Source organism: Halorubrum ezzemoulense, from assembly GCF_004126515.1.
GTDB lineage: Archaea > Halobacteriota > Halobacteria > Halobacteriales > Haloferacaceae > Halorubrum > Halorubrum ezzemoulense.
In genome coordinates this window covers 2,531,781-2,558,008 of record NZ_CP034940.1, presented here as the reverse complement: position 1 = coordinate 2,558,008, position 26,228 = coordinate 2,531,781, and the positions used below count along the sequence as shown (strand labels likewise).

27 protein-coding genes are annotated in these 26,228 nt (G+C 68.3%); 16 read left to right on the top strand and 11 right to left on the bottom strand.

The window, feature by feature from the left end; translation table 11 throughout:
- Positions 1-13 precede the first annotated feature (13 nt).
- A complete protein-coding gene (locus EO776_RS12945; protein ID WP_006114390.1) occupies positions 14-427 on the bottom strand; it encodes an Lrp/AsnC family transcriptional regulator in 414 nt (137 codons plus the stop codon).
- Positions 428-523: 96 nt separating this feature from the next.
- Here EO776_RS12945 and carA point away from each other — a divergent pair, with 96 nt between their 5' ends.
- Both carA and surE read left to right on the top strand, forming a co-directional pair.
- Entirely contained in the window at positions 524-1,585 is a 1,062-nt protein-coding gene (gene carA, locus EO776_RS12940; protein WP_049930296.1) for a glutamine-hydrolyzing carbamoyl-phosphate synthase small subunit, read from the top strand.
- Positions 1,586-1,773: 188 nt separating this feature from the next.
- On the top strand, positions 1,774-2,661 hold the full coding sequence (gene surE / locus EO776_RS12935; protein ID WP_049930297.1) for a 5'/3'-nucleotidase SurE: 888 nt from the start codon (positions 1,774-1,776) through the stop codon (positions 2,659-2,661).
- Between the two features lie 81 nt (positions 2,662-2,742).
- Here surE and EO776_RS12930 read toward each other — a convergent pair whose 3' ends face one another.
- Entirely contained in the window at positions 2,743-2,982 is a 240-nt protein-coding gene (locus EO776_RS12930; protein ID WP_080508553.1) for a hypothetical protein, read from the bottom strand.
- A gap of 431 nt (positions 2,983-3,413) precedes the next feature.
- Between EO776_RS12930 and EO776_RS12925 the strand changes: the two genes are divergently transcribed.
- Positions 3,414-5,186, top strand: coding sequence for a glutamate--tRNA ligase (locus EO776_RS12925; protein WP_094494626.1), 1,773 nt, complete (start codon positions 3,414-3,416; stop codon positions 5,184-5,186).
- 102 nt (positions 5,187-5,288) lie between these two features.
- Positions 5,289-5,618, top strand: coding sequence for a 4Fe-4S dicluster domain-containing protein (locus EO776_RS12920; RefSeq protein ID WP_094494627.1), 330 nt, complete (start codon positions 5,289-5,291; stop codon positions 5,616-5,618).
- A gap of 375 nt (positions 5,619-5,993) precedes the next feature.
- On the opposite strand, the gene tmcA is transcribed toward EO776_RS12920, so the two are convergent.
- Complete coding sequence (gene tmcA, locus EO776_RS12915) at positions 5,994-8,351, bottom strand: tRNA(Met) cytidine acetyltransferase TmcA (protein WP_100050407.1); 2,358 nt, start codon at positions 8,349-8,351, stop codon at positions 5,994-5,996.
- 136 nt (positions 8,352-8,487) lie between these two features.
- Between tmcA and EO776_RS12910 the strand changes: the two genes are divergently transcribed.
- Positions 8,488-8,934: a UPF0179 family protein gene (locus tag EO776_RS12910; RefSeq protein ID WP_049930303.1), complete on the top strand. Its 447-nt coding sequence runs from the start codon at positions 8,488-8,490 to the stop codon at positions 8,932-8,934.
- A 27-nt stretch (positions 8,935-8,961) separates the two neighbouring features.
- Here EO776_RS12910 and EO776_RS12905 read toward each other — a convergent pair whose 3' ends face one another.
- Positions 8,962-9,687, bottom strand: coding sequence for a nucleoside phosphorylase (locus EO776_RS12905; RefSeq protein WP_094494629.1), 726 nt, complete (start codon positions 9,685-9,687; stop codon positions 8,962-8,964).
- Between the two features lie 186 nt (positions 9,688-9,873).
- Here EO776_RS12905 and EO776_RS12900 point away from each other — a divergent pair, with 186 nt between their 5' ends.
- The 6 genes from EO776_RS12900 to EO776_RS12875 all read left to right on the top strand — a co-directional run bounded on the left by EO776_RS12900 (position 9,874) and on the right by EO776_RS12875 (position 14,710).
- The gene (locus tag EO776_RS12900; RefSeq protein ID WP_094494630.1) at positions 9,874-10,068 is read left to right on the top strand and encodes a hypothetical protein; all 195 of its coding nucleotides are present in this window, start codon (positions 9,874-9,876) and stop codon (positions 10,066-10,068) included.
- 96 nt (positions 10,069-10,164) lie between these two features.
- The gene (locus EO776_RS12895) at positions 10,165-11,487 is read left to right on the top strand and encodes a hypothetical protein (protein ID WP_094521432.1); all 1,323 of its coding nucleotides are present in this window, start codon (positions 10,165-10,167) and stop codon (positions 11,485-11,487) included.
- Positions 11,488-11,542: 55 nt separating this feature from the next.
- On the top strand, positions 11,543-11,902 hold the full coding sequence (locus tag EO776_RS12890) for a hypothetical protein (RefSeq protein WP_129452436.1): 360 nt from the start codon (positions 11,543-11,545) through the stop codon (positions 11,900-11,902).
- Positions 11,903-12,039: 137 nt separating this feature from the next.
- A complete protein-coding gene (hmgB, locus tag EO776_RS12885; protein WP_049930312.1) occupies positions 12,040-13,383 on the top strand; it encodes a hydroxymethylglutaryl-CoA synthase in 1,344 nt (447 codons plus the stop codon).
- Positions 13,384-13,519: 136 nt separating this feature from the next.
- On the top strand, positions 13,520-13,975 hold the full coding sequence (locus EO776_RS12880) for a 30S ribosomal protein S19e (protein WP_094521431.1): 456 nt from the start codon (positions 13,520-13,522) through the stop codon (positions 13,973-13,975).
- Positions 13,976-14,233: 258 nt separating this feature from the next.
- Positions 14,234-14,710 (top strand): MOSC domain-containing protein, encoded by a 477-nt coding sequence (locus EO776_RS12875; RefSeq protein WP_094521430.1) that lies wholly within the window; start codon positions 14,234-14,236, stop codon positions 14,708-14,710.
- A 14-nt stretch (positions 14,711-14,724) separates the two neighbouring features.
- Here the strand turns inward: EO776_RS12875 and ppc are convergent, their stop codons facing one another.
- Complete coding sequence (ppc, locus tag EO776_RS12870; protein WP_049930316.1) at positions 14,725-17,427, bottom strand: phosphoenolpyruvate carboxylase; 2,703 nt, start codon at positions 17,425-17,427, stop codon at positions 14,725-14,727.
- A 243-nt stretch (positions 17,428-17,670) separates the two neighbouring features.
- Between ppc and EO776_RS12865 the strand changes: the two genes are divergently transcribed.
- Both EO776_RS12865 and EO776_RS12860 read left to right on the top strand, forming a co-directional pair.
- The gene (locus EO776_RS12865) at positions 17,671-18,510 is read left to right on the top strand and encodes a Rieske (2Fe-2S) protein (protein WP_089308331.1); all 840 of its coding nucleotides are present in this window, start codon (positions 17,671-17,673) and stop codon (positions 18,508-18,510) included.
- 118 nt (positions 18,511-18,628) lie between these two features.
- Positions 18,629-19,018 carry a hypothetical protein gene (locus tag EO776_RS12860; RefSeq protein ID WP_049930320.1) on the top strand — a complete coding sequence of 130 codons (390 nt, stop codon included), beginning with the start codon at positions 18,629-18,631 and terminating at the stop codon, positions 19,016-19,018.
- Between the two features lie 39 nt (positions 19,019-19,057).
- Here EO776_RS12860 and EO776_RS12855 read toward each other — a convergent pair whose 3' ends face one another.
- The 4 genes from EO776_RS12855 to EO776_RS12840 all read right to left on the bottom strand — a co-directional run bounded on the left by EO776_RS12855 (position 19,058) and on the right by EO776_RS12840 (position 22,503).
- Entirely contained in the window at positions 19,058-19,531 is a 474-nt protein-coding gene (locus EO776_RS12855; RefSeq protein WP_049930323.1) for a hypothetical protein, read from the bottom strand.
- Positions 19,528-20,547 (bottom strand): DUF7490 domain-containing protein, encoded by a 1,020-nt coding sequence (locus EO776_RS12850; protein WP_086220236.1) that lies wholly within the window; start codon positions 20,545-20,547, stop codon positions 19,528-19,530. Before EO776_RS12850 ends, EO776_RS12855 begins: the two co-directional genes overlap by 4 nt.
- 65 nt (positions 20,548-20,612) lie before the next feature.
- Entirely contained in the window at positions 20,613-21,143 is a 531-nt protein-coding gene (locus EO776_RS12845; protein ID WP_049930326.1) for a DUF5817 domain-containing protein, read from the bottom strand.
- Between the two features lie 496 nt (positions 21,144-21,639).
- Positions 21,640-22,503 carry an inositol monophosphatase family protein gene (locus tag EO776_RS12840; RefSeq protein WP_049930328.1) on the bottom strand — a complete coding sequence of 288 codons (864 nt, stop codon included), beginning with the start codon at positions 22,501-22,503 and terminating at the stop codon, positions 21,640-21,642.
- 117 nt (positions 22,504-22,620) lie between these two features.
- On the opposite strand from EO776_RS12840, the gene EO776_RS12835 reads away from it, so the two are divergent.
- Entirely contained in the window at positions 22,621-22,878 is a 258-nt protein-coding gene (locus EO776_RS12835; RefSeq protein ID WP_049930330.1) for a hypothetical protein, read from the top strand.
- A gap of 15 nt (positions 22,879-22,893) precedes the next feature.
- Here EO776_RS12835 and EO776_RS12830 read toward each other — a convergent pair whose 3' ends face one another.
- Both EO776_RS12830 and EO776_RS19370 read right to left on the bottom strand, forming a co-directional pair.
- Complete coding sequence (locus EO776_RS12830) at positions 22,894-23,544, bottom strand: hypothetical protein (RefSeq protein WP_086216942.1); 651 nt, start codon at positions 23,542-23,544, stop codon at positions 22,894-22,896.
- Between the two features lie 21 nt (positions 23,545-23,565).
- Entirely contained in the window at positions 23,566-24,318 is a 753-nt protein-coding gene (locus tag EO776_RS19370) for a hypothetical protein (RefSeq protein ID WP_246041430.1), read from the bottom strand.
- Between the two features lie 468 nt (positions 24,319-24,786).
- Between EO776_RS19370 and EO776_RS12815 the strand changes: the two genes are divergently transcribed.
- A complete protein-coding gene (locus tag EO776_RS12815) occupies positions 24,787-25,371 on the top strand; it encodes a DUF7344 domain-containing protein (RefSeq protein ID WP_086216943.1) in 585 nt (194 codons plus the stop codon).
- Positions 25,368-26,228 (top strand): hypothetical protein, encoded by an 861-nt coding sequence (locus EO776_RS12810; protein WP_100050406.1) that lies wholly within the window; start codon positions 25,368-25,370, stop codon positions 26,226-26,228. Before EO776_RS12815 ends, EO776_RS12810 begins: the two co-directional genes overlap by 4 nt.

Sequence of the window (26,228 nt, the reverse complement as noted above, 5' to 3'; positions counted from 1 at the left end):
GCTGCGTCCCCGCCTATCCCAACCGCTCGTCGAGGATGAGCCGCGTCTTCGTCGACTTGACCTCGTCCATCTCTCGGGCCTGCGTGATCAGTTCGTTGACCGCGCGCGTGTCGACCGCGTCGACGACGAGGACGACGTCCTCCTCGCCGGACACCTGCCAGACGAAGTCGACCTCCTCCCACTCCACCATCCGCTGGCCGACCGCGTCCGTGTTGACGTTCATCTCCACCGAGATCTCGATCATGGCCTTCACGTTGCCGGTGCGGGTCGTGACCGTGAACCGCTCGATCACGCCCTCGTCCGTCATCCGGTCGACGCGGTTGCGCACGGTCCCCTCGGAGGTCCCCACCCGGTCCGCGATCTCCGTGTACGGGGTCCGCGCGTCCCGTCGCAGGATCGAGAGGATCCGTCTGTCGAGGTCGTCCATACCGATCCGTCTCGGTCCGCCGACTTACCCGTTACGAATATCGTAACTAACCTTCGAACGACGCATTTATTATCCTTTACGCGTACGTTTCTCGTAATGTCGGACGCCTACATCGCGCTGGCCGACGGTCGCGTGCTCGAAGCGCGCGCCCGTGCGCCGGGGCGGACCCGCGGCGAACTAGTGTTCACGACCGCGTACACCGGCTACGAGGAGTCGCTCACCGACCCCTCCTACGCCGAACAGATCCTCACCTTCTCGTACCCCCTCATCGGGAACTACGGCGTCCGAACCGAGCGGTTCGAGTCCGAATCGGTCCGGCCGAACGCGGCGGTCGCCCGCGAGATGACCGACGACGTCGCCGACTGGCTCGCCGCGGAAGGCGTTCCGGCCGTCGACCACGTCGACACCCGCGAAATCGTCACCACCGTCCGCGAGGAGGGCGCGATGGCCTGCGGGATCGCCGCCGGCCCGGACGCGACCGCCGAGGACGCCGTCGAAGCGATGGAGGCGTGTGAGCCGATGAGCGACCACGTCGATATCGGCGCGCAGGTGTCCGTCGCGGAGCCGACCGTCCACGAGGGGGGCGGCGACGCCGACGTGGCCCTCCTCGACTGCGGCGCCAAGGGATCGATCATCTCCTCGCTCACCGACCGCGGCGCGGACGTCCACGTGCTCCCGTACGACGCGACCCCCGAGGACGTGGCCGCCGTCGGGCCCGACGTGCTCTTCGTCTCGAACGGCCCGGGCGACCCGGAGAACTTCGTCGCGGCCCAGGCGGTCGTCGACGAGTTCGCCGGCGACCTGCCGATGGCCGGCATCTGCCTCGGACAGCAGGTGATCACGAGCGCGCTCGGCGGCTCGACCGAGAAGATGGCGTTCGGCCACCGCGGCGTCAACCAGCCGGTGAAGGACCTCCGCACCGACAAGGTCGTGATGACCACCCAGAACCACGGCTATACGGTCGACGACACCGGCCCGCTGGAGGTGACGCAGGTGAACGTCAACGACGACACCGTCGAGGGACTCGACAGCGAGGATCTCGACGTGATCACCCGCCAGTACCACCCCGAGGCGAACCCCGGGCCGCACGACTCGCTCGGCTTCTTCGACGAAGTGCTCGACCTGGCGACCTCGTCGCGCCGCGTCGCGGCCGACTGAGCCGACGGTCCGCCCTCCCCGCTCCCGGCGGTTCCGACGCCCTCTGACTGACCACTCGGAGTACCACCCGGTCGGCGCTCGCGATGCCGTCTTCGCTCTCCGCTCTCACCTCTCGGTCCGTCCTTCGGTCTCCGCGCCCCTCGCCGCGGACCGGCGACGTTTTCTCCCGTCCCCCCGCACACCGTCGTATGCCAACCGAGATCCTGCTCACCAACGACGACGGGATCGACGCCGTCGGGCTTCGGGCGCTCGCGGACGCGCTCTCGCGCGACCACGACGTGACGGTCGTCGCGCCCGCGACGAACCAGTCCGGCGTCGGCGGCGCGCGCTCGTGGTGGGACACGACGGTCGACTACACCGAGACGGACCGCGGCTACGCGGTCGAGGGGACTCCCGCGGACTGCGTCGCGGTCGCGGACGTGGCGCTCGGGCTCGACCCCGACGTGGTCGTCTCCGGCTGCAACCACGGCCCGAACATCGGCGCGCACATCCTCGGGCAGTCCGGCACCGTCGGCGCCGCGATGGAGGCCTCGTTCCTCGGCACGCCCGCGATCGCCGTGTCGCTGTACGACCGCGGGAACCTCCCCGTGCCGCCGACGCTCGACAACGGCGACTTCGCGGTCGCCGGCGAGGTCGTCGCCGACCTGATCGACCGCGCCGAACGCGACGCCGGCGACGGCGCCCTCGAACTCCCGTTCGGCGCCGACGTGTTGAACGTCAACGTCCCGGCGGCGGACGACGAGGCCGCGGAGGACCCCACCTACCGGCTGACCGAGCCCGCCCGCGGCTTCGACGTGATCGAGTTCCGCCCGGGCGAGGAGGGACCCGACGACGAGAACGTCCCCGAGGGCTGGGAGTTCGGCGAGCGCCGCGGCGAGATGGGGATGGAACTGCGGGACCGCTTCTGGCGGGAGTTCCTGCGCGGCGACGTGGCGGACGATCCCGGGTCGGACCGCCGCGCGGCCGTGGAGGGCGAAGTGAGCATCTCCCCGCTGTCGAGTTCGCGCGCCGTCGCGGGCGAAAAGGCGGGCGAACTCGTCGAGCCGGTTCGAGGCGCAGAGACGGGAGCCGATTAACGGCGGTCGTCGGTCGGAGTACGACCACTATCGACCACTTCAGCGGCGCGGTCTGCCGATTTAGCGGCGCGGTCTATCGATTCAGCGACGCCGCCGGGGCCGTCGCCCGCTCCCGCTGAACTCCGCGGCGAGCCGACCGAGGTACCACACGACGACCAGCCCGACGAGGAAGCCGCCGCCGAGCGCGGCGAGCAACTGGAGAGGCGACGGGTCCAACTGGAGGGCGAGGAGCGGCGGCGAGGCCGTGACAATCGCGAGCAACGCGATCCTGATCTTCCGGTTCCCCGCGTCCCGTTCGGACTCGGAGATGGGTCCTACCACCGCGATCCCCTCATCTGTGTTCCGACGACTCCCGGCGCGACGCTCATGCCCCCACCACGTCCCCGGCGAACATCAAGGCGACGAACCGAACCCGTTCGTCCGAGTCCGGTGCCGCCGGAGCGACCGCGGAACGATCGTCGCCCCGGACCGTCCGTCGGACGTGCCCACGTCGACGGTCGATCGGTGCGTTCGGTCCCGCACGGGCAAAAGACTCTCGACCGTTCACGCCGTCTCTGGGCTCTCTCCGCCGTGAACGGTCTGGGTCGTTTAAGCCCGTTCGGCGGCTCGTGTCGAGTGCCCCTACCCGCCGTTCCGGTGCGACGGGCGCCGCGGCGACGCCGCCCGCGCCCCGCGTCGCCCGCTCCGCTCCGGGACTCGCCCCTCCCCGCCGTTTCGCGGCGTTTTTGACCCGACCCCGACAAGCGAGCGGCATGGACGACGAACTCCGCGAGCGCGTCGCGGCGGCCGGCGAGGCCGCGGCGCTTTTCAACGCGCTCAAACACGGCAGCGACCCGGACGTGGGCGCGATCATGGGGCCGATCATGGGCGAGAACCCCGAGTTCCGCCCACACGGCGACGAGATCCCGGGCGTCCTCGCGCCGGTCGTCGAGGAGGTCGGCGAGATGGACGAGGCGGCCCGCCGGGAGCGGCTCGGCGAACTCGCCCCCGATAAGCTCGCGGAGCTGGAGGCCGACGACGAGGACGACGACCGCGTCCTCCCCGATCTCCCGAACGCCGAGGACGGCGAGGTCGTGATGCGCGCCGCGCCGAACCCCAACGGCCCGTGGCACGTCGGCCACGCGCGGATGCCCGCCGTCATCGGGACGTACAAGGAGCGCTACGACGGCGAGTTCATCTGCCGGTTCGACGACACCGACCCGGAGACGAAACGCCCCGACTTAGACGCGTACGACGCCATCCTGGACGACATCGAGTACCTCGGCTTCGAGCCCGACCGCGTGCTCTACGCCTCCGACCGGCTGGAGACGTACTACGAGCACGCCCGCGACCTGATCGACGCCGGCGGCGCGTACACCTGCTCGTGCTCCGGCGACGACTTCTCCGAGCTGAAGAACGCGGGCGAGGCGTGCCCGCACCGCGAGAAGGACGCCGAGACGGTCCGCGAGGAGTTCGCGGCCATGGTCGACGGCGAGTACGGCTCGGGAGAGATGGTCCTCCGCGTGAAGACCGACATCGAGCACAAGAACCCCGCGCTGCGCGACTGGGTCGCCTTCCGGATGATCGACACGCCCCACCCTCGCGAGGCGGCCGCCGACTACCGCTGCTGGCCCATGCTCGACTTCCAGTCCGGCGTCGACGACCACCTCACTGGCGTCACCCACATCATCCGCGGCATCGACCTCCAGGACTCCGCGAAGCGCCAGCGGTTCGTCTACGACTACTTCGACTGGGAGTACCCCGAGGTGCTCCACTGGGGCCACGTCCAGGTCGACGAGTACGACGTGACGCTCTCCACCTCGACGATCAAGGGGCTCATCGCGGACGGCGAGCTGACGGGCTGGGACGACCCGCGCGCCCCGACCATTCGGTCGATGCGCCGCCGCGGGCTCCGGGGGCAGGCCTTGGTCGACTCGATGACGGAGCTGGGGATGTCGACCTCCGACGTCGACCTCGCGATGTCGTCCGTCTACGCGCATAACCGCGACCTCGTCGACGACGAGGCGGACCGCTACTTCTTCGTCCGCGACCGCGACGACGCGCCCGCCGTGGCGCTCCCGGTCGTCGACGGCGACGCGCCCGCGCCCGCGGCCGGCCATCCGCCGCTCCACCCCGACCACGAGGACCGCGGCGACCGCGAGGTGCCCGCCGGCCGGGTCCTCGTCGAGTCCCCCGACCTCCCGAGCGAGGGCGAGCGCGTCTGGCTCAAGGGGTACGGCTGCGTCCGGTACGAGGGCGACGAGCTCGCCTTCGTCGACGACGGCATCGAGGTTGTCCGCGAGGGGGACGTGGACGTGGTCCACTGGGCGCCCGCTGAGGAGGGCCTCGACACGCTCCTCCGGACCGTCGACGGCGACGTGCGCGGGATCGCCGAACCCGCGCTCGCCGACGTCGACCCCGACACGGTCGTCCAGTTCGTGCGCGTCGGCTTCGCCCGGATCGACGGGTTCGACCCCGAGGCGACCGATGAGGAGGACGGCCCGAACGGAACCGAGGACCTGCTAGCGTACTACGCGCACCCGTAGGCCGAGGTCGGCGATGTCCGGCCGCCCGGCGGCGCTGCGCTCGGTCGACCGAATCCGTTCGTCGGGGAATTTAAACCCGCGACCGGCGAAGCGAGGGCAACGATGGCCATCGACTCGAACTTCGAAGTGAACCGCGAGCGGGTCGGCGAGGAGGACGGTGTCGCCGTGTGGGGCCCCGTCGAGCCGCCGGAGAAACAGGGGATCCGCGGCACCCACGTCGCGGTCGACTTCGACATCTGTCTCGCCGACGGCGCGTGTCTGGAGGACTGTCCGGTCGACGTGTTCGAGTGGACCGACACCCCCGACCACCCCGAGTCCGAGCGGAAGGCGAACCCCGCCGACGAGGACCAGTGTATCGACTGTATGCTCTGCGTCGACGTCTGTCCGGTCGACGCCATCGACGTGGACCCCGGGCGCGAAAACCGGTTATAATCGGCTGTAAGTGGTCGTTTTTGAGGCCGTGTGGTCTCTGTCGACCGAGTCCCCGTGTTCTGATTGATCCACATTGGATCGACTGCGAACCCCTCCGAAGCCCCAGCCGCGAGGCCGCCGGACGCTCGCCGTGCGCTTCACTCGGTCGCTCACCGCGTTCTTCCCTGCGGTGCTTGCGTCGCCTGCGTTCGCCTCGCGACTGCCCCTTTGAGTCCCGCCCCGACCGCACAGCACGGCACCTCACGCCTCCCCAGCCTCGCGGTTCGCGCTCTCCGAGCGCGAACTGTGTCCCTCGCGCGTGCTCCTCATCCCCTACGGGCGTTCGGAGGCACGCGCCACCGCAGACCTGTTAGCAAGCGGCCGTAGCCGATCCGCTCATTCGCCGGTGAACCGCTCCCGTTCCGCGAGCGCGAAGTCGGTCCCGTACCGCTCCACGAGGGGGGTGTAGGCGTCGCCGAGCGCCCGCATACACGCGCTCGTCGAGGCGAAGCCGAGGTCGTCGGCGACTTCCTCCCACGGCCGGCCTTGGAGGACCTTCCGAACGAGCAGGCGCTCCGCCCGGTCGTCGAGGTCGGTCCCCTCGACCAGCGCCGCGAGCGCGAGGTCGCGGAACGCGCCGGGCGCGCTGTCGTACATCCCCGGCCCGACCGACGCCCCGACGACGGAGCGCCACTCGGTCTCGGTGAGATCGACCGGGACGGAGGCGGAACACGCACCCAGCGCGCCGCGGATCACGTCCGGATCGACGTCGCGGTGCGCGTCGGAGAGCCCGTCGCGCTCGCGGTCCCGGAAGGCGACCGCGTGGCGGGCGAGCAGGTCGCGCCCGGCCGCGGTCTCCGGGCGCAGCATGATCGCGGAGTGCTCCCCCGAGGCGTCGTTGCGGCTCGTCGAGAGGTGGCCGATCCGGTATCCCGCGCGCTTCCAGAAGCGGAGCAGGCGCGGCGTCGCGCCGTAGCCGACCGAGAAGTAGTCGACCGGCTCTCCGTCGTCGTGAGTCGCTTCGCCGTCGCCCGCCACTTCCCCCCCGAACTCCGCGTGGACCTCGTCGAGCAGCCGCGAGCCGAAGCCGGCGTCCCGGAGCGCGTGGTGGGTCGCGATCCGGACCGTTCGCAGGCCGCGCGGGGCGGCGGCGTCCTCGTCGCGGAGTTGGCTCGTGAGCACGTCCGGCACCATGTTGCCGCGGACGCGCTCGCCCTCGTACATCCGCCGCCGCGTCTCGGCGTCGAGGCCGCCCTCCCGCGCGAGGAGCGCGACCGCGACGACCCGGTCGTCCGCGACGAGCGCGCGCGCGACGAGGTTCGGCGCGTCGAGCAGCCGCGCGAGGTCGTTCGGCTCCGTCCGGTAGTGTGCGGTGACGAGCAGCCCGAACGCCTCGCCGAGCAGCGTCTCGTCCGCGCGCAGTTCCTCCGGGTCGAGCGCCCGATACGTCGCGTCGTCGACCGACGCGTCCGCGACCGCGTCGTCGACCGCCGGGCGAGCGTCCAACAGGAGCGCCCGGGACGCCCACGCCTCCACCGGGTCGTTCCGCGCGTACCGGATCGGCTCGTCGAGCCGCACGTCCCGGACCGCGAACCGCGAGCCGACCAGCCGCTCCCGGAACCGGACCGCGAACCCGCGACCCGCCCCCTCGTAGCCGTGGACCGTCGTACAGAACGCGACCGCGGGCGCGTCGAGGAACCCCTCCAAGAGCCGCACCGGGAGCGCCGCCGCCTCGTCGACGATCACGGCGTCCGCCTCGTCGGCGTCCGCCGCGGCCGCCGCGGGCGACATGAACCGGACGCGACCGCCGGCCGGCGTTCGGAGGTCGCGCTCGTCCGCATCGCCGTCGCGGTCGATCCCGTCGCGTTCCCAATCGGTCTCGCTCTCGATCAGCTCTCGGGCCCGCGCGAACACCTCGGCGGCGTTCCGGAACGCGGGCGCGGTGACGAGCACGTCGGCGCCGCCGAGCGCGAGCGCGCCCGCCGCGATCCCGGCCGCGCTCGACTTCCCGCGCCCGCGGTTGGACTCGACGACGACCGCCGATCCGGGGTCGGCGAGCGCCTCGAAGGCCCGCACCGCGCGGGCCTGGTCGTCCGTGAGACAGGCGCCGTACGCGGCCGCGGGGAACGCCGCACCCGGCGGCGGGCTCGGCGCGTCGCGGTCGTCCGCGTCGTCGGGTTCGCCCTCGCCACCGCGTTCGTCCCCACCGCCGCGCTCGTCGCCTTTCTCCGCGGTCAGGCCGTCTCGTTCGAGGGCGTCGCCCGCGGGGTCGTCCCCCAGTGCGACGACCGCGATTCCGGGGTGCGTCCGGAGCGTCGAGACGAGGCGCTCGCGGAACCGCCCGGCCACGTCGCCGAGGCCGTACGGGGGCACCGCGAGCGAGTCGTCGAAGCGGTCGCGGACCCCGGGCCAGTCGTCGAGGAGGGGTGTGAGGAGGATCAGCAGCCCACCGCCGTCGACGGCGCCGACCGCTCGGCCGAGCGCGTTCGGTACGAACTGCCCGTGGCAGTCGAGGACGACCGCCTCGCGGGTGCGTCCGAGCAGCTCGTCGGCGCTCCGCGGGCGGTGCTCCTCGAACCGGAACCCCTCCCGGGTCGAGACGAGCGAGACCGCCTCGTCGTCGACGCCGAGGGACACTATCGCGTCGTAGGCGGCGTCGGTTCCCCGGTCGCGGTCGCCCGCCAGCACGAGGACGCGCCGCTCGTTCGTCCGCTCGGCCTCGGCGCGCAGTTCGCGCGCGACTCCCGCGATCATCTCCGCTCGTGGTTGCCGAGGCGCGGTCATGTGTCTTCCCCTCCGCGCGTCGCCGAGGCGAGTTGCTCGTTCACGACGCTCCGGCGACGCCGGCAAAGGCGGGAGGCTTACGGCCGCGCGGCGCGTCGCTCCCGGCATGACCACGGTCACGCTCATCGGGACTCGGCTCGCGGACGTGGGCCGCGAGTTCGTCTACGAAGGGGAATCGGCCGGCTGCGAAGGGTGTCCCTACCGCGGCCAGTGTCTCAACCTCACCGAGGGGAAGCGGTACCGGGTGACAGACATCCGCGAGAACGCCCAGACGCTCGACTGCGCCGTCCACGACGCGGGCGTCCGCGCGGTCGAGGTCGAGCCCGCGTCGGTCCCGGCGAACGTCCCGTCGAAGCGCGCGTACGCCGGGAGCAAGGCGTCGCTCGCCGGTCCCTGCCCGCACACCGAGTGCCCGAGCCACGGCTACTGCGTCCCCGACGGCGCCGACTTCGACGAGGAGCGCGTCATCGATCAGGTGCTCGGCGACCCCCCGCACGAGACGTGCGCGCTCGACCGCGACCTGACGCTCGTGGAGTTCCGCGCGGAGGAGTGAGTCCGGCCGCGGGGCCGCTCCCTTCGCTTACAGCGAGGTGATCGCGTTCAGCGTGATCCGGATCGCGCGCTCGACGTTGTCCTTCGCCTTCTCCGGTAGTTCGTCGTCGGAGTCTGCCCCCTTCTGCGTGCCCGCGACGAGGTTACCGTCCACCGTACAGATGGCGCCCGCCGCGAGCCCCTTGCGCCGCGCGAGCGAGAAGACGGTCGCCGCCTCCATCTCGATCGCGAGCAGGTTCGCGTCGTTCCAGTCCTCGACGTACTCGTCGTCCTCGTTGTAGAACGCGTCGTCCGAGACGATGGGGCCGACGTGGATCTCCTCGTCGTTGTCCTCGGCCGCATCGACCAAGCCGGTGAGTACGTCGTAGTCCGGGACCGCCGGGTAGTTCGCCGACTCGTACCGCTTGCTCGTCCCCTCCTCCTTGGCCGCGCCCGTCGCGACGACCATGTCGCCGACCTCCATCTCCGGCTGGAGCGCGCCGCAGGTGCCACACCGGACGAACGTCTCCACGCCGACCCGCGAGAGCTCCTCCACGGCGATGGCGGCCGACGGGCAGCCGATCCCGGTCGAGCAGATCGTGAGGTCGACCCCGTCGTAGGTCGCGTTGACGAGCTTGTATTCGCGGTTCTGCGCGACGACCTCGCTGTCGTCACACAGGTCGGCGATCCGGTCGACGCGACCCGGATCGCCCGGGATGACCGCGATCTCGTGGACGTCGCCCTCCTCGACCAGCAGGTGCGGCTGTTTCGCCATACGCGCCGCAACAGCGGCCGCGCGCAAAAACGGACCGGTCGGCGGGCGGGGCTCACGCCGCAAACACAATTTGATATCGCGCTATGCGATTTACAACAGCGATCGAACGGCCGCGGTCCCCCCAGGCTGGACCGCCGACTCCACCGGATCGGACCGTTTTATCGCCCGAGGCCGCGACGTTCGACTATGACCGACGCTGACGCCTCCGCCGATTTCGGTTCGACGCTCGGTGCGCTCACCGTCGCGTTCCTCCTCGTGACACTCGTCACCGGGACGCTGCTTGGCTTCAACTGGACGCAGGCGGTGTTGCTCGGCGGGTTCGCTGGCGTCGTGGCGGTCGGGTCGGCGTGGCTGACGGACCGGCGAGCAGACAACGACTAAAGCCGCGCACGCACCGGTTGCGGCCGCACGGACGCAATTCTCGCGACTGAGAAGGCAACGGAGGATTTTATACCCGTTCGGCGACGACATCGCACAATGCGCTTCAGTCGCGACCGTCGGGGCCAGTCGGTCGTGATCGGGACGGTGGTCCTCTTCGGGTTCCTGATTGTTGCGCTCTCGCTGTATCAGGTACAGATCGTTCCGCAGCAGAACGGACAGACGGAGTTCGAACACTTCGAAGCAGTTCAGAATGATCTCGTCGAACTCCGAACTGCGATTTCCGCTGCCGGACAGTCGGAGCGTCCGCAGTTCCTCGACGTGAAACTCGGAACGAGCTACCGGACTAGGACGTTCACGATCAACCCGCCAGACCCGGCGGGAACGCTGCGGACCAGCGACGCGTACAACATCACGATCACCGACGACTCCGGCACCACAGTGAACGTCTCCACGCGATTTATCGAGTACCGGCCGCGGTACAACGAGATCGAATCGGGGTCGACGTGGTACGACAACTCCGTTCTCTACGTCGAAGAGACGGACTCGAACCGTCCTGCCGTAATCATCGAAGATCAGAATATCTTGGTCGACAACGACACGCTCAGACTGACCGCCGTCCAGAACGACTTCAGCGCGTCCGGCACTCGGAAGGTTGCCGTGGAGCTGTACCCGACGAGCAATGCGACCAATCTGTCGAAACTGTCTGGAGGACTCGACGTCCGTATACCGACACGACTCGGCAGCGAGGACGGCTACTGGAACGAGTCGATCGAGAATGGTTCGGTGACGTATCAGGGGATGGATGATGCCGCGTATCCCGAATCAAGCGAGGTCTCGGCGCTGCTGCTTCGGGTTGACAGCCCTGACAATATCAGCGTGAATTCGGTGGGCATTCAGAGAGAACCAACGGGAGAAGCGACGAAAGACAACATTGGGCCCGCCGGTGGCGGTGGTAGTGACGGGAGCGATAGGAGTGATGGGAGCGGTAGTGGCGCCTCCAGTCAAATAAGTTCTGACAACAATATAAATATCAACAGTTCTGGCGAACATCTTTTCTTCCGCTTCGATACTGGTGGATCAACCTTTACAATAGTCAACGCCAGCGTCGACACCACAAATATGCCAGATGGGTCCCGACCAGATCTCAATGGAATATGGATTAATGAGAACCGCAAATACAATGCGGGAAGCGGTGGATACGCGTCTGATGGTACAACAATAGATATCGATGACACCGCCGTCAGTGGGTCAACCTCGATCAGGTTTGGTCCCTTCACAAGAAGAGAGGGTGTGGCTTTGCCGGGAGGCGCGAGCGACTACACGTTCCAGAACACTCAACCTTCAGGTAGCTACATCGTAGTCAATGTTGGATTCAACGATGGTACCACGAAGACGTTCTATATAGAATACTCTCCATAACAAAACAAACCTGTTCGGCGAATAGCATTCGACAACTGTTTACATCTTCTATTGGGTGGGTGATATTTTTGCTCGTGATGGTGCCAGCCTATCCAATTGGGGGACAAGATCACTTCGGGATTACGTTGACTCTCCAAGTGACGAATCAAACGAAGCGAGTTCCAGTAACGGAGACTTTGAATACGTGTTTGATCCGAGAGTCACAGTTCAATCAGGAGTAAAGACTGAAATTGAATTTGATAATTTTAATAGTAGAATAAAAGAAATTAGTATCATTAATTCAGAATCTAACGCAGATATTATGATCTCGCTTCGGCTAGAAGATGGGAGCGTCAAAAAGATATACTTTGATGCGGAGGAACGGATACAGGGCGGGAACGGGAGCGGGGGTAATCCAGGAAGAGGAAACAATTAGAGGAGCTATACAGTCATACACTGATTGAGCGAGTTCGTCTGTATTGAGCAGCATCACATGCGAGTTCCGACAGCACTTCCACAATCGACGTAATTCCCATCGACAAAGCCATATGCCGGCCGCATGAACGACCGTGTATGACCGCAGTCGGGATCGACGGCATCGAGATCTGGACCGGGAAGCTCAAACTCGACCTGCCGGGCACGTTCGCGCCGGAGAAGGGCGACGACCCCGAGAAGTACACGAAGGGGCTCGGGCTCACTAACTCCTCGTTCCCCGACGTGTACGAGGACATCGTCACGATGGGCGCGAACGCCGCGAAGGGGCTGATGGACCGGAAGGGGCTCGAACCCGAGGACGTCGGCCGGATCGACGTCGCCACCGAGTCGGCGTTCGACCACTCGAAGCCCGTGTCGACGTATATCGCCGGCTGCCTCGAACAGGTGTACGACGGCGACTTCACCCACGCCAACAAGGGCGAGCGCAAGTTCGCCTGCCTCGCCGGAACGCAGGCCATTGACGACGCGTACAACTGGATCCGCGCCGGCCGGAACCGCGACCGCCCCGCGCTCGTCATCACCACGGACACGGCGCTGTACGCTCGCGGTGACCCCGGCGAGGCGACGCAGGGCGCCGGCGCCGTCGCGATGCTGATCGACGAGGACCCCTCGATCGTCGAGCTCTCGACGGACCAGGGGTACGGCTCGAAGGACGAGACTGACTTCCTCAAGCCGAACCAGCAGTTCCCCAGCGTCGACGGGAAGCGGTCGGTCCAGGTGTACCTCTCCCGGATGCGCGAGGCCCTCGAAGACTACGAGTCCGTCACGGACGACATCGAGCTGGAAGACTTCGCGTACGCGCCGTTCCACACGCCGTTCCCCGGCATGGTCCGGAAGGCGGCGCTCCTCGCCTACCGTCACGTCATCCGCGATACAGCACACGAGGACGCGCTCGCCGACGAGATCGGCCGCCAGCCCCGCGAAGGCGAGTACGACGACCGGGAGGCCTACGAGGAGGCGATCCGCGGGTACATGGACGAGTTAAAGACCACCGAGCAGTACCAGACGTGGTACGACACGGCAGTCGAGCCGACGCTCGGCCTCTCTCGCGAGGTCGGCAACTGGTACACCAGTTCGGTCCACATTGCCCGCGTGAGCGCCCTCCGAGACGCCCTGACCCGCGACCGCGAGTTCGTCGGCGACACGCTACTCGTCGCTTCCTACGGCTCGGGCGCGCAGGCCGAGATCCACGCCGAGACGATCCGAGAGGGGTGGCGCGCCGAGATCGAGAGGCTCGACATCGACGACCAGCTCGACGCCCGCTACGACCTGACGTGGGAGGAGTACGAAGACGTCCACGACGTCCACGAGTACGACGCCGACCTCGGGCGCGAGGTCGAGGAGTTCACCCAGCCCGACGGGGAGTTCGTCTTCACCGGCTGGGGGCGGATGAACGAGCGCCAGTACGAGTACGCCGAGTAGCGCCGCGACCGCCGCTGACCGGCACGCTCACCGAACCGTGAGTCATCCGCAGCGGCCCGCAATCCCGTGAAAACGGCTCACACGGGTCGTTCGCGATACGATGCTTTTAAACGACGCTGGCGTGAATCGACACCCAATGGTGACCATCTACGACGTGCCGGCCGACGACCTCATCGAGGCCGTCGCCGCCCGCCTCGAGGACCGGATCGAAGAGCCCGACTGGGTCGAGTTCGCCAAAACCGGCGCAGGCAAGGAGCTCCCGCCGGAGCAGGACGACTTCTGGTACGTCCGATCCGCGAGCCTCCTGCGAAAGGTCGCGCAGAACGAGCCGATCGGCATCGAGCGGCTCGCGACCGAGTACGGCTCGAAGAAGCGCGGCTCCAATCGCTACATCGTCCGCCCCGGCGAGCACGAGGGGGGCTCGCGTAAGCTCATCCGTTCGTCGCTCCAGGCGCTCGAAGAGGACGGGCTCGTCACGACCGCCTCCGGCGAGGGTCGCCGCCTCTCCGACGAGGGCGAGGCGTTCCTCTCCGAGGTCGCGACCGAGGTCTTCGAGGACCTCGACCGTCCGGAACTCGAACGCTACGCGTAAACCGATATCTCTGTTTCTGGCCGCTTTACCGCCGTAGCGACTGCTTTCTCGGTCACATCGCACGCGTCTCGCAAGCGGCTGCTTCGTCTCGCGAGTTCGCCCGTTGCGCACGTCGTAAACCAAACACCGCTATACAAAATCTGATATCGGGTAAATCGACACATACGCGTCGGCCTTCTTCTCCTCGGACGCTCTCCTTCGGTCGCTCCCCCGCTACCTTCTTGATCCCGCGTCTCGGAGTGCCGGCGTGAGTCGCGCATGACGGAGTCACGCGTCGGCACGGTCGAACGAATTCACGTCGCCTCTGGGACGGGCGGCGACCCGGAGCCCCGGGAGGCGGTCGAGGCGGTCGCGGACCGCGGGCTCCGCGGCGACCGCTACTTCGACGGCGACGGGATCTACAACGAGCAGTCGGAGTTGGAGCCGAGCGACATCACGCTGATTGAGGCCGAGACGCTTGCGGCCGCGGCCGCCGAACACGGCGTCGACCTAGAGGCGGGCGCGCACCGGCGCAACGTCACGACGCGTGGTGTCGACCTCAGAGAACTCGTCGGCGAGCGGTTCCGGGTCGGCGAAGCGACCGTCGAGGGGACGGGTCGCTGCGAGCCCTGCGGCTACATGGCCGATCTCGCGGAGGAGTCCGACGCGGTGACCGCGCTCGACGGTCGCGGCGGGCTCGACGCCCGCATCGTGGAGTCGGGAACGGTAGCGGTCGGCGACGAGATCGTCTGGTAGCGACCGACCCCGGGTTATCCGGTGTTTTTCATCCCGGCGGCGATGCCGTTGACGGTGAGCCGCAGGGTGCGCTCCTCCTCGTCGGTGCGGTGGGTGCGTCCGAGCAGGTTCGCCTGGAGGAGGTTCAGGGGGTCGACGTAGGGGTTCCGGCGGTCGAGGCTCTCTTCGAGCCACTCGCGGCGGAGCAGCTGGTCGCGGCCGCTGATCGACAACACTAGCTCGCGGCCGCGCTCGTACTCGTCGACGAGTTCGGGGAAGAAGCGCTCGCGGAGCTCGTCGTCGGCGAGGTCGGCGTACTCGGCGGCGATCTCCGGCTCAGTGCGCGCGAGCGCCAGCGAGGCGTTGTCGAGCGTGGTCCGGAAGAACGGCCACTCGTCGAACATCTCGCGGAGCGTCTCCATCCCCTCCTCCTCGCCGACCTCGTCGAGGTAGGCGTCGATCCCCGAGGCGATCGCGTACCAGCCGGGGAGGATGAGCCGCGTCTGGGTCCACGAGAACACCCACGGGATCGCGCGGAGGTCCTCGACGCTGCGCTCGCCGGAGCGGGAGGCGGGCCGGGAGCCGAGGTTGAGGTCCTCGACGACGCTGATCGGCGTCGCCTGCTCGAAGTAGGAGACGAATCCGTCGCTGTTCAGCAGTTCCCGGTACGTCTCCCGGGCGGCGGGCGCCATGACCTCCATCGCCTCCACCCAGCGGTCCGGGACGTTCTCGACCGGCTCCTCGTTCGCCTCCTTCCGGGCGCGGATCTGGGCGTCCAGCATCTGTTCGAGCTCGCGCTCGGCGATCCGCGGGTTGGCGTACTTCTCGGCGATCGCCTCCCCCTGCTCGGTGAACTTCACCTGTCCGGTGACGGTCTCGTTCGGGAGCGCGGTCAGCGCCTCGTTCATCGGGCCGCCGCCGCGCGAGATGGAGCCGCCGCGGCCGTGGAACAGCCGGAGGGTGACCTCCTCCTCGCGGCAGAACCGGGCGATCCGGCGCTGGTTCTCGTAGAGGTCCCAGTTCGCGGCGAGGAACCCGTTCTCCTTGTTGGAGTCGGAGTAGCCGAGCATGACCTCTTGGACCTCGTCGCGTGCCTTCAGCGCGGCCGCGTACGCCTCGTTCTCGAAGAGGGTACCGAGGATGCGCTCGGCCCCGTTGAGCGCCGATTCGGTCTCGAGCAGCGGGACGACGTCGACCGCGCAGTGGTCGGGTAAGGAGACGACACCGACCTGGTCGGCCAGGAAGAGCACCTCCAGCACGTGGCTGGGTTCCTCCGTCATCGAGATACAGTAGGTGTCTATCGCCTGCTGGCCGTACTCGTCCTGCCAGCCCGCGAACGACGCGAACCGGCGGAGGACGCGCTCCGTCGTCTCGGAGACGTCGCCGGGTTCGTCGACGTCGACGACCGGGTCCTCTTGGAGGATCGCCTCGGTGAGGAAGTCGACGCGCTCGTCTTCGTCCATCTCGGCGTAGTCGACGCCCTCGGCCGCGACCGCCTCGGCGACGGCCTCGGTGTGGTTCTCGCGGTGGTCGCGCAGGTCGAGCGACGCCAGCGTGAGCCCGAACGTGTCGACCTGCCGGCGGAACGGCTCGACGAACGACTCCAGCACCGACTCCTGTCCGTCCTCGCGGAGCGACTCGGCGATCACGTCGAGGTCGTCGAGGAACGCGTCGCCGTCGGGGTACTCGCCCGGCCGGACGTCGTTGACGCGGTCGAGGCGCTCGCGCATCAGCCGGAGCTTCTGCCGGTACGGCTCGTCGGGGTACCGCTCGCGCGCCTCCTCGACGACGGTCGGGAACCGCTCGGCGTCGGCCGCGAGCGACTCCGCGAGCGCGTCGCCGTCGGCGTACCGGTCGCCGTCCTGGCTCAGCACCGCGGAGAGCCGCTTACAGCGGTCTCGGTACTTCTCGACGGCGACCTCGCGCTGGCGTTCGAGCGTCTCGTCGGTCACCTCGGGCGTGACGAACGGGTTGCCGTCGCGGTCGGAGCCCGCCCACGAGCGGAACTCGAAGAGCTTGGGGCAGTCGACGTCGTCGTACTCCTTCGAGATGGTCTCCTCGAACTCCTCGTAGGCGTCACCGACGACGTCGAACAGCGTGTTCTCGAGGTACCACTGGACGTTGCGCGCCTCGTCTTCCGGCTCGGGGGCCCGCTGGCGAACCTGTCGGGTGCCCCACAGGCTGGTTACCTCGGCGGTGACGTCGCGCCAGACGGCGCGCCGCTCGCGGTCGGTGAGGTTGCGCTCGTCGAGCTCGCCGAGGTGGTTCGCGATCGAGCGGAGCTTGGACTTCACGGTTGACCGCCGGGCCTCCGTGGGGTGAGCGGTGAACGTCGGCTCGATGAGCACGTCGGCGAGCAGCTCCTCCAGTTCGTCTGCGTCGACGCCGGCCTCGGCGAACTCGGCTATCGTCGCGTCGAAGGAGTCGTGGAGGGCGGTCCCGTCGTCGGCGTTCCGGACCGCGCGGACGCGCTCGCGCTCCTCGGCGAGGTTGATGAGCTCGAAGTACGTCGTGAACGCGCGGGCGACGACCTCCTCGCGTGTCGTCGAGAGGTCGGCGACCGCCTCGTGGAGGGCGGCCCGGTCCGCGGCGTCTCCCCGCCGGTAATCGATCGCCGCGTTCCGCAGCGTCTCGACCGTCTCGTACGCGTCCGTCGACGCCTGTGCGGCCAGGACGTCTCCCACCAGCGCCCCGAGTTCTCGAACGTCCGTCCGCACGTCCCGATTATGCAACTTCATACCACAGACAGTTCGGTCGGGATCGGTTAAATCCGTGGGCTAGACGAATGCTTGCCCCGGTTCCGAGTAAATTCGATCACGAACGTTCCTTGCCGACCCCGGCCGGAGGCGATGGCGGCGGCGACTCGTCGGTCCCGGGCGCGGCCCGGTTCCGAAGCGTCGCCGTCGACCCGGAATGGCTCCGATTCTCGCCGCTGTGGAGGGTTCGTCACCCTTTTTACCGATCCAACCTCAGTAGCGAGCATGAGTGCGTCCGATAAGTATCCGTCTGAGTCCGGGCGGCGACGCTTCGTGAAGGGCGTCGTCGGCGGCGCGGCCCTCGCTGGGGTCGGCGCGATGGGGTCGGCGACCGTGAACACCCTGACGACCGCCGGCGGCGTCGGCGGCGGGTCGACGATCGCGAAGACCATCGCGCAGACCGGCGGTCCGGCGCCCCGCGGGCTCCCGCAGATCCCCGTTCAGGTCAACGACGACGGGTACATTGAGGGCATCTGGCCCGAGACGACGACCATCACCCAGGAGGGACAGGAGATCGAGGTCGCACAAGAGGAGCTCGGCGGGACGACCTACTCCGGCGCGTGGTTCCAGTACTGCGGCGTCGAGTCGCAGGAGAACGTCCAGCCGAACTTCGAGTCCGACAACCTGTTCCGCGCCGCGAGCGGCCCGCCGTACGACTGGCAGTCGAACACCTACTCGGGCGGCGACCGGATCCACATCGACGACTTCGACGACTACGAGGAGTGGGGGAACGGGATCGGCAGCGACGGCGTCGGCAAGCCGGCGATGACCACGTGGCGCTCCGAGGACTCCGACACGAACCTCAACGCGATCGTGATCCGCTCGCCGGAGATCGAGGAGGCTGCCCAGAACGACGAGTGGCTCCAGGCCTCGACCGATCAGGGGTTCATGGCGTACCTCAACGTCTGTACCCACTTCTGCTGTATTCCGGGCTACAAGGAGCTAGAGGAGTCGGCCCGCTACGACGCCGCCGACGGCTCGTACTGCGTTTGCCACCAGTCGACGTACGACCCGTTCACCATCGAGGAGGCGCTGTTCATCGCGCGTCCCCGACCCGAAGAGTAATCCCAGCCCGAGGAGTAACCCCGCCCTGTCGCGGCTCCGCCCTCCTCTCCGCTCGTCCCTCGGACGTCTCGTGTAAGTCGTCGCCGCGCTTTTCACCTCGCTCGTCCGAGGGAATGACATGAGCGACGACCCCGCTTCCGACGAGTCCGTCTCCAAGGCCGCCGGCGACGACGACCGATCCGCGGCCGCCGGCGGTGCGGACGCCCCCGCGAGCGACGACTTCGAGGCGGAATTGGCCCGCGCCCGCGACCTGCTCGACGGCGACGACATCGACGCGGTCCACGTCGGCGTCGTCCGCGACGGCGAGGTCGACACCACGTTCGCCCAGCGCACCGACGACGACCCGGAGGGGGCGGGACTCCGCGCGCTCGCGCTGCTCGCCGCACACGTCAGGCTGGTCGCGGGCGAGGCCGGCGTCGAGCCCTCCACCGTCGCCGGCGACGCTGCGACGCTCGCGGGGCAGGTGGAACAAATCCCGACGGACACCGAGCAGATCCCCGATGAGTAGCGGGCCGGCTCGTCGTCGCCGGCTGTCTCCGGCGCCGGTCTACTCGGACCCGCCGGACTCCGCCGAGCGGATCCGACGGAGCTGGTGGGCCACGCCCGCGAGCGCGACGAGCAGGACCGCGAGGTTGAACACCGCGAGCGCCACGGACTGGTAGGCCGGATCGAACCACGTGCGGATCGCGTTGCCGGACTGGCTGTAGAACCCCCAGCCAGCCACGACCGCGAGCAGCGACAGCACTGCCAGCCCGACGCGGTCGAGCAGCCCGCGGAGGTCGTCGGTCGAGAGGCGGCCGAAGCCGCCGGAGCCGGCCGGCTCCGTCCAGTAGTCCGTGTCGGTCTCTTCCGGGTCCGTCCGGTCGGGACCCGTCTCCGTGCGGTCGGTCGCGTCGGTGTCGTCTGTCATTGGCTGTGGTGGGTCGCGGGTGCGGTCGCCGTCGGCAGTCGCGCGGTCGTCGCTCGGGCCGTCACGTGGCGGTTCGTCGGTCGCATCAGCACGCGGCGGTTCGTCAGTCATCGTCGCCTCCGTGCGAGCAGCGCCGTGACGACGAGCGCGACGAGCGCGACGAGCGGACCGAAACCGGGTGTCGCGTCGCCGCTGGCGCCGCCGTCTCGCGTCGCTCCGTCGTCACCGGCACTGTCGCCGCCGACGCCCCCCTCGCCGCGCTCGAAGTCCTCGACGGTGAACTGCACGTCGCGGACCGTCTCGTTCGCGGAGAGGGTCTCCTGCGGGTTCAGGTTCGCGACGCCCTGCGTCTCGTCGACGAGCACGTCGTCGTCGAACAGCGCGGCGTCGACGTAGTAGTTGTAGCCGTTCGGCACCTCGACGGTCGCCGTCACGGTGTCGGTGCGACCGGGGCGGACGGTGCCGACGGTCTCCGTCGCCTCCCCGGCGATCACGTTCGACTCCGCCTGCCGGAGGTAGAGCCGGAGGTCGACGTCGTCGCTCGGCTCGTCGCCGCGGTTCGTCACGGAAATCGACGCCGACAGCGTCGCCGTCTCGTTGTCGGCCTCGGTGACGCTCACGGCGACCGTCGGCCAGACCGTCCCGTCGGTGAAGCCGACCCTCGTGTCCGCGTAGTCGGGCGTGAGCGCCGCGACGCCGCCGACGCGAGTGGTCTGTTCCTCGCGGCGCTGGCCGTCCGCGAAGACGACCGTCTCGATGCGGTAGCCCCCCTCGCGCTCGACGTCGACCGTGCCGTTGACCGTTTGCTCCCCCTCGAAGTCGACGTCGCCCACGTCGACCGTGGTCTCGTCGACGAGGAGGCCGGACTCGCTGCCGATCGCGCGGTGGCGGACCGTGACGTTCTCGACTGTCGAGCCGCGGTGGCGGAGGTCGGTGCCGAGCCGGAGCTCGGCGGTCTCGCCGCGCACCTCGCCGGGCGCGACGGTCGCGCCGGCGACGTCGATCCGGCCGGGCGGCTCGTTCGTCTCCCGCGGGTCGGTGATCGCGCCGGGGACGGCGACGGCGCCGACCGCGCTCGCGACGAGGAGGGCGGCGGCCGCCGCCAGGAGGGCCGTGCGGGTGTCCATACGCGACCCCTCACGAGCGTCATATAAGTGCTTTGTCCAGTCGGCGTCTGCGCTTGGAACCGAGCTCAGAGGAGGCGATACCGCCCGTTCGACTCGGTGAGTTCGCCGCGGTGCGCGAGGCGGGTCAGGATCTCGCGGGCCGCGTCGGCGGGGACGCCGTCGGCCGCGGCGCGATCCACGACGGCCGCCTCTGTCGGGTCGTCGAGGGCGTCGACCGCGTCCCGGACGACCTCGGTGCGGCTCCGGGAGCCGCCCCCGCCGCCCTCGGCGCGCGAGGCGGCCTCGTCGACGGCGTCGGCGTCGATGCCCGACGACTCGAGGTACTCGCGGTCGCCGATGCCGGCGTCCTCGACGGCGGCTTCGAGGTCGGCGACGTGGTCCACCTCGGCGAACGCCGCGCTGTCGCCGCGCTTCTTGGCGAGCAGCGCGGACCGCGCCTGGCGGGCCGCCGCGCGCTCCTCGGACTCGAAGAAGCGCTTGAGCTTGGCGGTCCGGTGGGTCTTGCCGCACCGCGAGCACTTCGCCGTCTCGCTCGTCTCCGGGTCCGTGACCAGCCACATGTTGGCGCACTCGTTACAGCCGACGACCGCGTACATGCGACGGGGTTCGCCGGCCCCGAAGTTGAACCCTCGGCTCCGAGACGCGGCCGGGCTCTCGACAACCCAACACGATGCCGTGGCGCGTGCCTCCGAGTGGCCGCCTCCGGCGGCCGCGAGGAGCACGCGCGAGGGAGTCGCGAGCGAAGCGAGCGACGAGGCTGGGGAGGCGTGAGGCGCGGTGCGGGGCGGGACTCGAAGGGGCAGTCGCGAGGACGACGCAGGCGACGTAAGCACCGCAGCGAGTGAGCGAAGCGAACGAGCGAGGAGCGCAACGAGCGTGCGTCGTCCTCGCGACTGGGGCTTCGGCGGTGTTCGCCGTCGATCCGCCACCAGTCATTTATAAACAAGCGACTGTGGCTTCGGCGGTGTTCGCCGTCGATCCGCTATCAGCCAGTTATAACTGAACGGATACGGCGGCTATCCACCGATCGGCGACCTCGATTTATCACCTAACGACTCGGCACTGACCAGCAACGACTACGGACTCCGCTTATCAGTCTGATTCGATCTCGTTCGCGGCCGCGAGCACCTCGTCGTGGAGTGCGCCGTTCGAGGCGACCAGCCCGGTCGAGTCGTGCCGCCAGCGGTTCCCGTCCAAGTCCGTCACGCGCCCGCCGGCCTGTCGGATCGCGAAGACGCCCGCCACCGTGTCCCACGGGTTCGCCGCGACGTTCGTGATCGTCCCCTCCAGCCCGCCGGCGGCGACGGTGGGCAGGACCACCTGCGCCGCGCCGAGCCGGCGCATATCGCCGAAGCGGGTGACAATCGCCTCGCAGGCGCGGGCGTACTCGTCGCGGGCGTCGTATTCCCACCAGATCGTCGGGTCGACGGTCGCGTGCCGGGTCTCGGTCACGCCGCTCACCGCGATCGGTTCGCCGTTGCGGTACGCGCCCTCGGCGTCGGCGATGTAGGTGTCGCCGAGCGCGGGCGCGACGATCGCCGCCGCCACCGGCTCGCCGTCGACGACGGCGGCGACCGCGGTGGCCCACACGCGGATGTCGCGGACGTAATTGTGGGTTCCGTCGATGGGGTCGATCACCCACGCGGGGCCCGACTCGGGGACCGTCTTGCGCTCGTCCTCTTCCTCGCCGACGACCGCGTCGTCGGGGTACGACTCGCGGATCGACTCGATGACGGCGCGCTGGGCGGCGCGGTCCGCCTCGGTCACCACGTCGTCCTCGCCTTTCGTCTCCACCGCGATGTCGCTCCGGAAGCCCTCGTTCGCCACCGCGGCGCCCGCCTCCGCGGCACGCTTCGCGACCGCGGCGCGTTCGTCGACGTCGTCCGTGCGGGCCGCGGGAGCGGGGACCTCCTCGCGCCCGCCCGAATCGGCGCCGCGCTCGTCTGCGTCGGTCATGCGCCCAGTCGACGCCGCCGCGGAGTATAAACGTCGGTTCGACGCGGGGCGCGAGTCGAAATTAACTCAGTTCCGAATCCGAGTACATTTAAGTAGGTCGGAGTCGGACAATTGGATATGAAACCCGAGGAAGCGGTCCGTCAGCTCGAGTACACCATCGACGCCTCGCTCGACGAGATCGGTCAGCGCGCCGCCGCCGGCTACCGGCCCACCTTCGAGCGCGTCGCCGAGCGCGCCGACGGGGCCGCGGTGTACGACCTCGCGGGCGAACTCTCCGAAGAGGTCGTCGACGGCTCTTGCCCCTCCCCGGCGGAGGCGAACGCGGCCGCCGAGCGCGTCCTCGACGACTGGGCGTACACCGACGGCGGGGAATAGGGAAAACGCAGATCGCTAGACGGTCGTCGCAGAGAGGCTCAGACTCCCCGCGATTTCGTCTGCCGTCGCTCCGTCTAGCGCATTGACTATGAACGAGACCCCGATCGATTCGCCGGTGGCCAGCTGCGCGGTGAGCTGGCCTGTTATTGGGCTCGTCGCGAGCCCTTCCCGCGTCCCGCCACCGCCCTGCGAGGACTGTAGCTCGAAGGCGTACTTTGTTCCCTCGTCACTGTCGTCTCGCAGTTCGAAGTCGACCGTGAGAGCGAGGTCGTTGGCCGACTGATTCACGACGGCGAACGCGGACTCAAGGGATTCCTGCCCGCCGCTCATGTCCGACGGGTCGTCGGCCGCGACCACGGAGAACGTGTCGCCCGTGATGTCGGTCACACCGTTGTCGGACACGAAGGCCCCGAACTGATATACCGAGCCGACGTTCACTCCGGGGTCGTCATCACCGAGCGATATCGTTAGCTCGCCCCCGGTGTTCATCCGAACGCCCGCGACCGCGTCGTTCGCGACCAGTCCGACCAGCCCGTCGCTGTCGTCGACGACGTTGATCTTCGCCTCCCGGGAGGCCTCCGCCGCGCTGAACGCGCCGGTGCCGGACGCCGCGGCTCCCGTCCCGACGAGCGCACCCAGTCCGACCACGACATCGCGTCGATTCATGATGATACTCCGAGAGCGGTGTTACGTCCCCGCGTCGGTGTTGGTGAAGTCGTCGTGGCTTCCGGCGCGGACGGTGAGGGTACCGCCGAGATCGGTGCCGCTGGCGGCACCGCCCACGTCGACGAGAATCGTGACGAAAAACTCTTTCCCCGACCCGATCGACGCCGAGTACTGCTGGTCGTCGTCGAAAATGATGCTGGCCGATTTGGCGTTTTCGTTTGCGACACTCCCGACGACGAGGCCCTCCTCCTGTTCGGAACTATCGCCTCCTTCGGGGTAGTAGGCAACCAGGAAGAGGCGCGTACCGTCCGGGAACGGCTCGTCGTTCGCGTTGTAGGTAACCTCGATGTCTTTCGGACTGTCCGTCTGGTTCATCACCTTGAACGCGTACTCCTCCGAGATCAGCGTGGTCGTGTCGATAGCGACCTGTCCGACCGGTGGGTCCACGGTCGGATCGCCCGGAACTAGATCGATATTGCTGGAGTCGAACTGACCCAGTCCGCCGACTTGGTAGGTGGAGTTCGGGTTGACACCCTCACCGCCGCCGGTCGAGCTGAGGTCGATCATCAGCTCGTTCTCGCCGCTTCCTCCGGTGTTGGTGACGTACTCGGATCCTCCGGACTGGAGCCCGATGAGACCGTTGCTGTCGTTGACCACACCGATGTTCGCCTCTCGTCCATCGAGTTCCGCAGCGGTGAACGCGCCTGTCCCCATCGCAGCCGCGCTTCCTGAAGCCAGTGCACCCAGTCCAACAATGAACTTGCGTCGTTCCATATCGTATCTCACCTGTGTTCACACACCCCCGCGACCCGGACATCCGGGCCGGAAGTGCTTGGGTATCACATACAGGGAGGGATACTTCGTTATGATATTCTCGACATGTTCGCGTGCCGATCTCGATACGCGACATGGGTGACACGATACGCGATGTGGACGGCTCAATACGAGACAATTGCCGCTCATGAGCCGTATCGATCCGACCCTGAAGCCGGCGTGGAGACGCTGCGATCCGCTGTTCGAACCCGCTTCGATCCGCAACAACCCCTTGGAACCCGGTAATCGGTCCGTTCTCAGACCCGTTTGCTCCGCGAAAGGCGACGAGCCGAGGCTGTTCCTATCCCATTACTAACATAACAAGTTAACTATCCAACCTATTTATGCCGGGCCGACGCGCACGCTACAGGTGAATATCGCCGGTTCGCGGGAGGGACCGACCGGCGCCAAATTAGGGTGCTCACACCGATGCTCTCTACAACTCCGACACGCGAGACGGGTCAGAACGGAGGTGAACTGTCCGAAGACGAGGTTTTCGAAATCCTGTCGAACAGACGACGCCGATTCGTCATTCACGCGCTCAAGCGGGCGGAAGGCCCGATCGAGGTCTCCGAACTCTCCACGCACGTCACCGCGTGGGAACACGATATCGACCCGACGGACGTCAAGTACGAGGACCGCCGAAACGTGTACAGCACCCTTCAGCGCACGCACCTGCCGAAGTTAGAGGAGGTGAACGTGGTGACGGTCGACGACGAGGCCAACCTCGTCGAGCCGACACCCGAGCTGGAGAGCCTCGACATCTACGTCGAAGTCCTCCGAAGCAGGGAGATCCCGTGGAGCCTCTACTACGTCGGGCTCGCGGCCCTCGCCGCCTCGCTCCTCCTCGCCGTCGTCACGGGGACACCGGGATTCGCCGGGCTGGAGGCGCTCGACGTGGGGGTGTTCACTGCCACCGTCTTCGGGATCTCCTCGGTGGCCCACCACGTCATCGGCCGCAGGACGCGCTTGGGGAACACCGAGAAACCCCCCGAACTCCGCCGCCGAGAATGAACGTCGCTACGTCGCCGTCGACCCGCGTACGGCCGCTCCGCGCGCTGAGCATCGCGCTCGCGTTCGCGGCGGCGACCGGGCTGATATTCGGCACCGCCGGGTTCACCGCGATGGAGGCCGACCGCGGGCTCGCGGTCAACGTCACCGACGACGAGCGCGCGTACCTCGGCTACGCGCCGCTCGCCGACGAAGTCCGCGACGGAGAGCTGACGGCAGTCGTCGAGTACCGCAACCGGTTCGGGAGCGACCTCGACGACATCGATGTCGACGTATCGATCGCGCCGTCCGGATCGCCACGTGCGACGATCGAGTCAGTCGACCCCCCCTCGTCGCTCGACGAGGGCGCCGCCGCCGCGGTCGACGTTACCCTGCGCTGCCCGGTGCGGGAGCGAGTCCCGCTCGTCTTCGAGGTCGACGGGAACGGCGGCGGGGTGAGCGTCTCGCTCAGCCGCGTCCACACCGTCTCCTGCGTCCCGACGAGCCCGATGGTGACCGGCGTCCGGTACGCGGGCGTCGGGAACGCCTTCGTCGAGGCGGGCGGGGAACGCGCGACCGTCGAGGCGACCGTTTGGCTCACCGACTCCGTCCCGGGTGCGAACGGTTCCGAGGGGAGTCTCTGGTCTGAAACTGTCGCGAGCCTGAATCCGTCGAGTCCAGTGCGGCCGCAGCTATCGACTAACGCGTCGAACGAGTGGATCGTCGGCGTCGCGTTCCCCGAGCAGGGGGTCGCGTACTTCCACCCGGGGTGGAACGGAGCGAACCACGTCGCTCCGAGAGAGGGCCCCGGCGTCAGACGAACGGGGGTTCCGCTCGACGCCGAAACCGTCCGGAACACGTCCGTCGTCGAGGACGAGTGA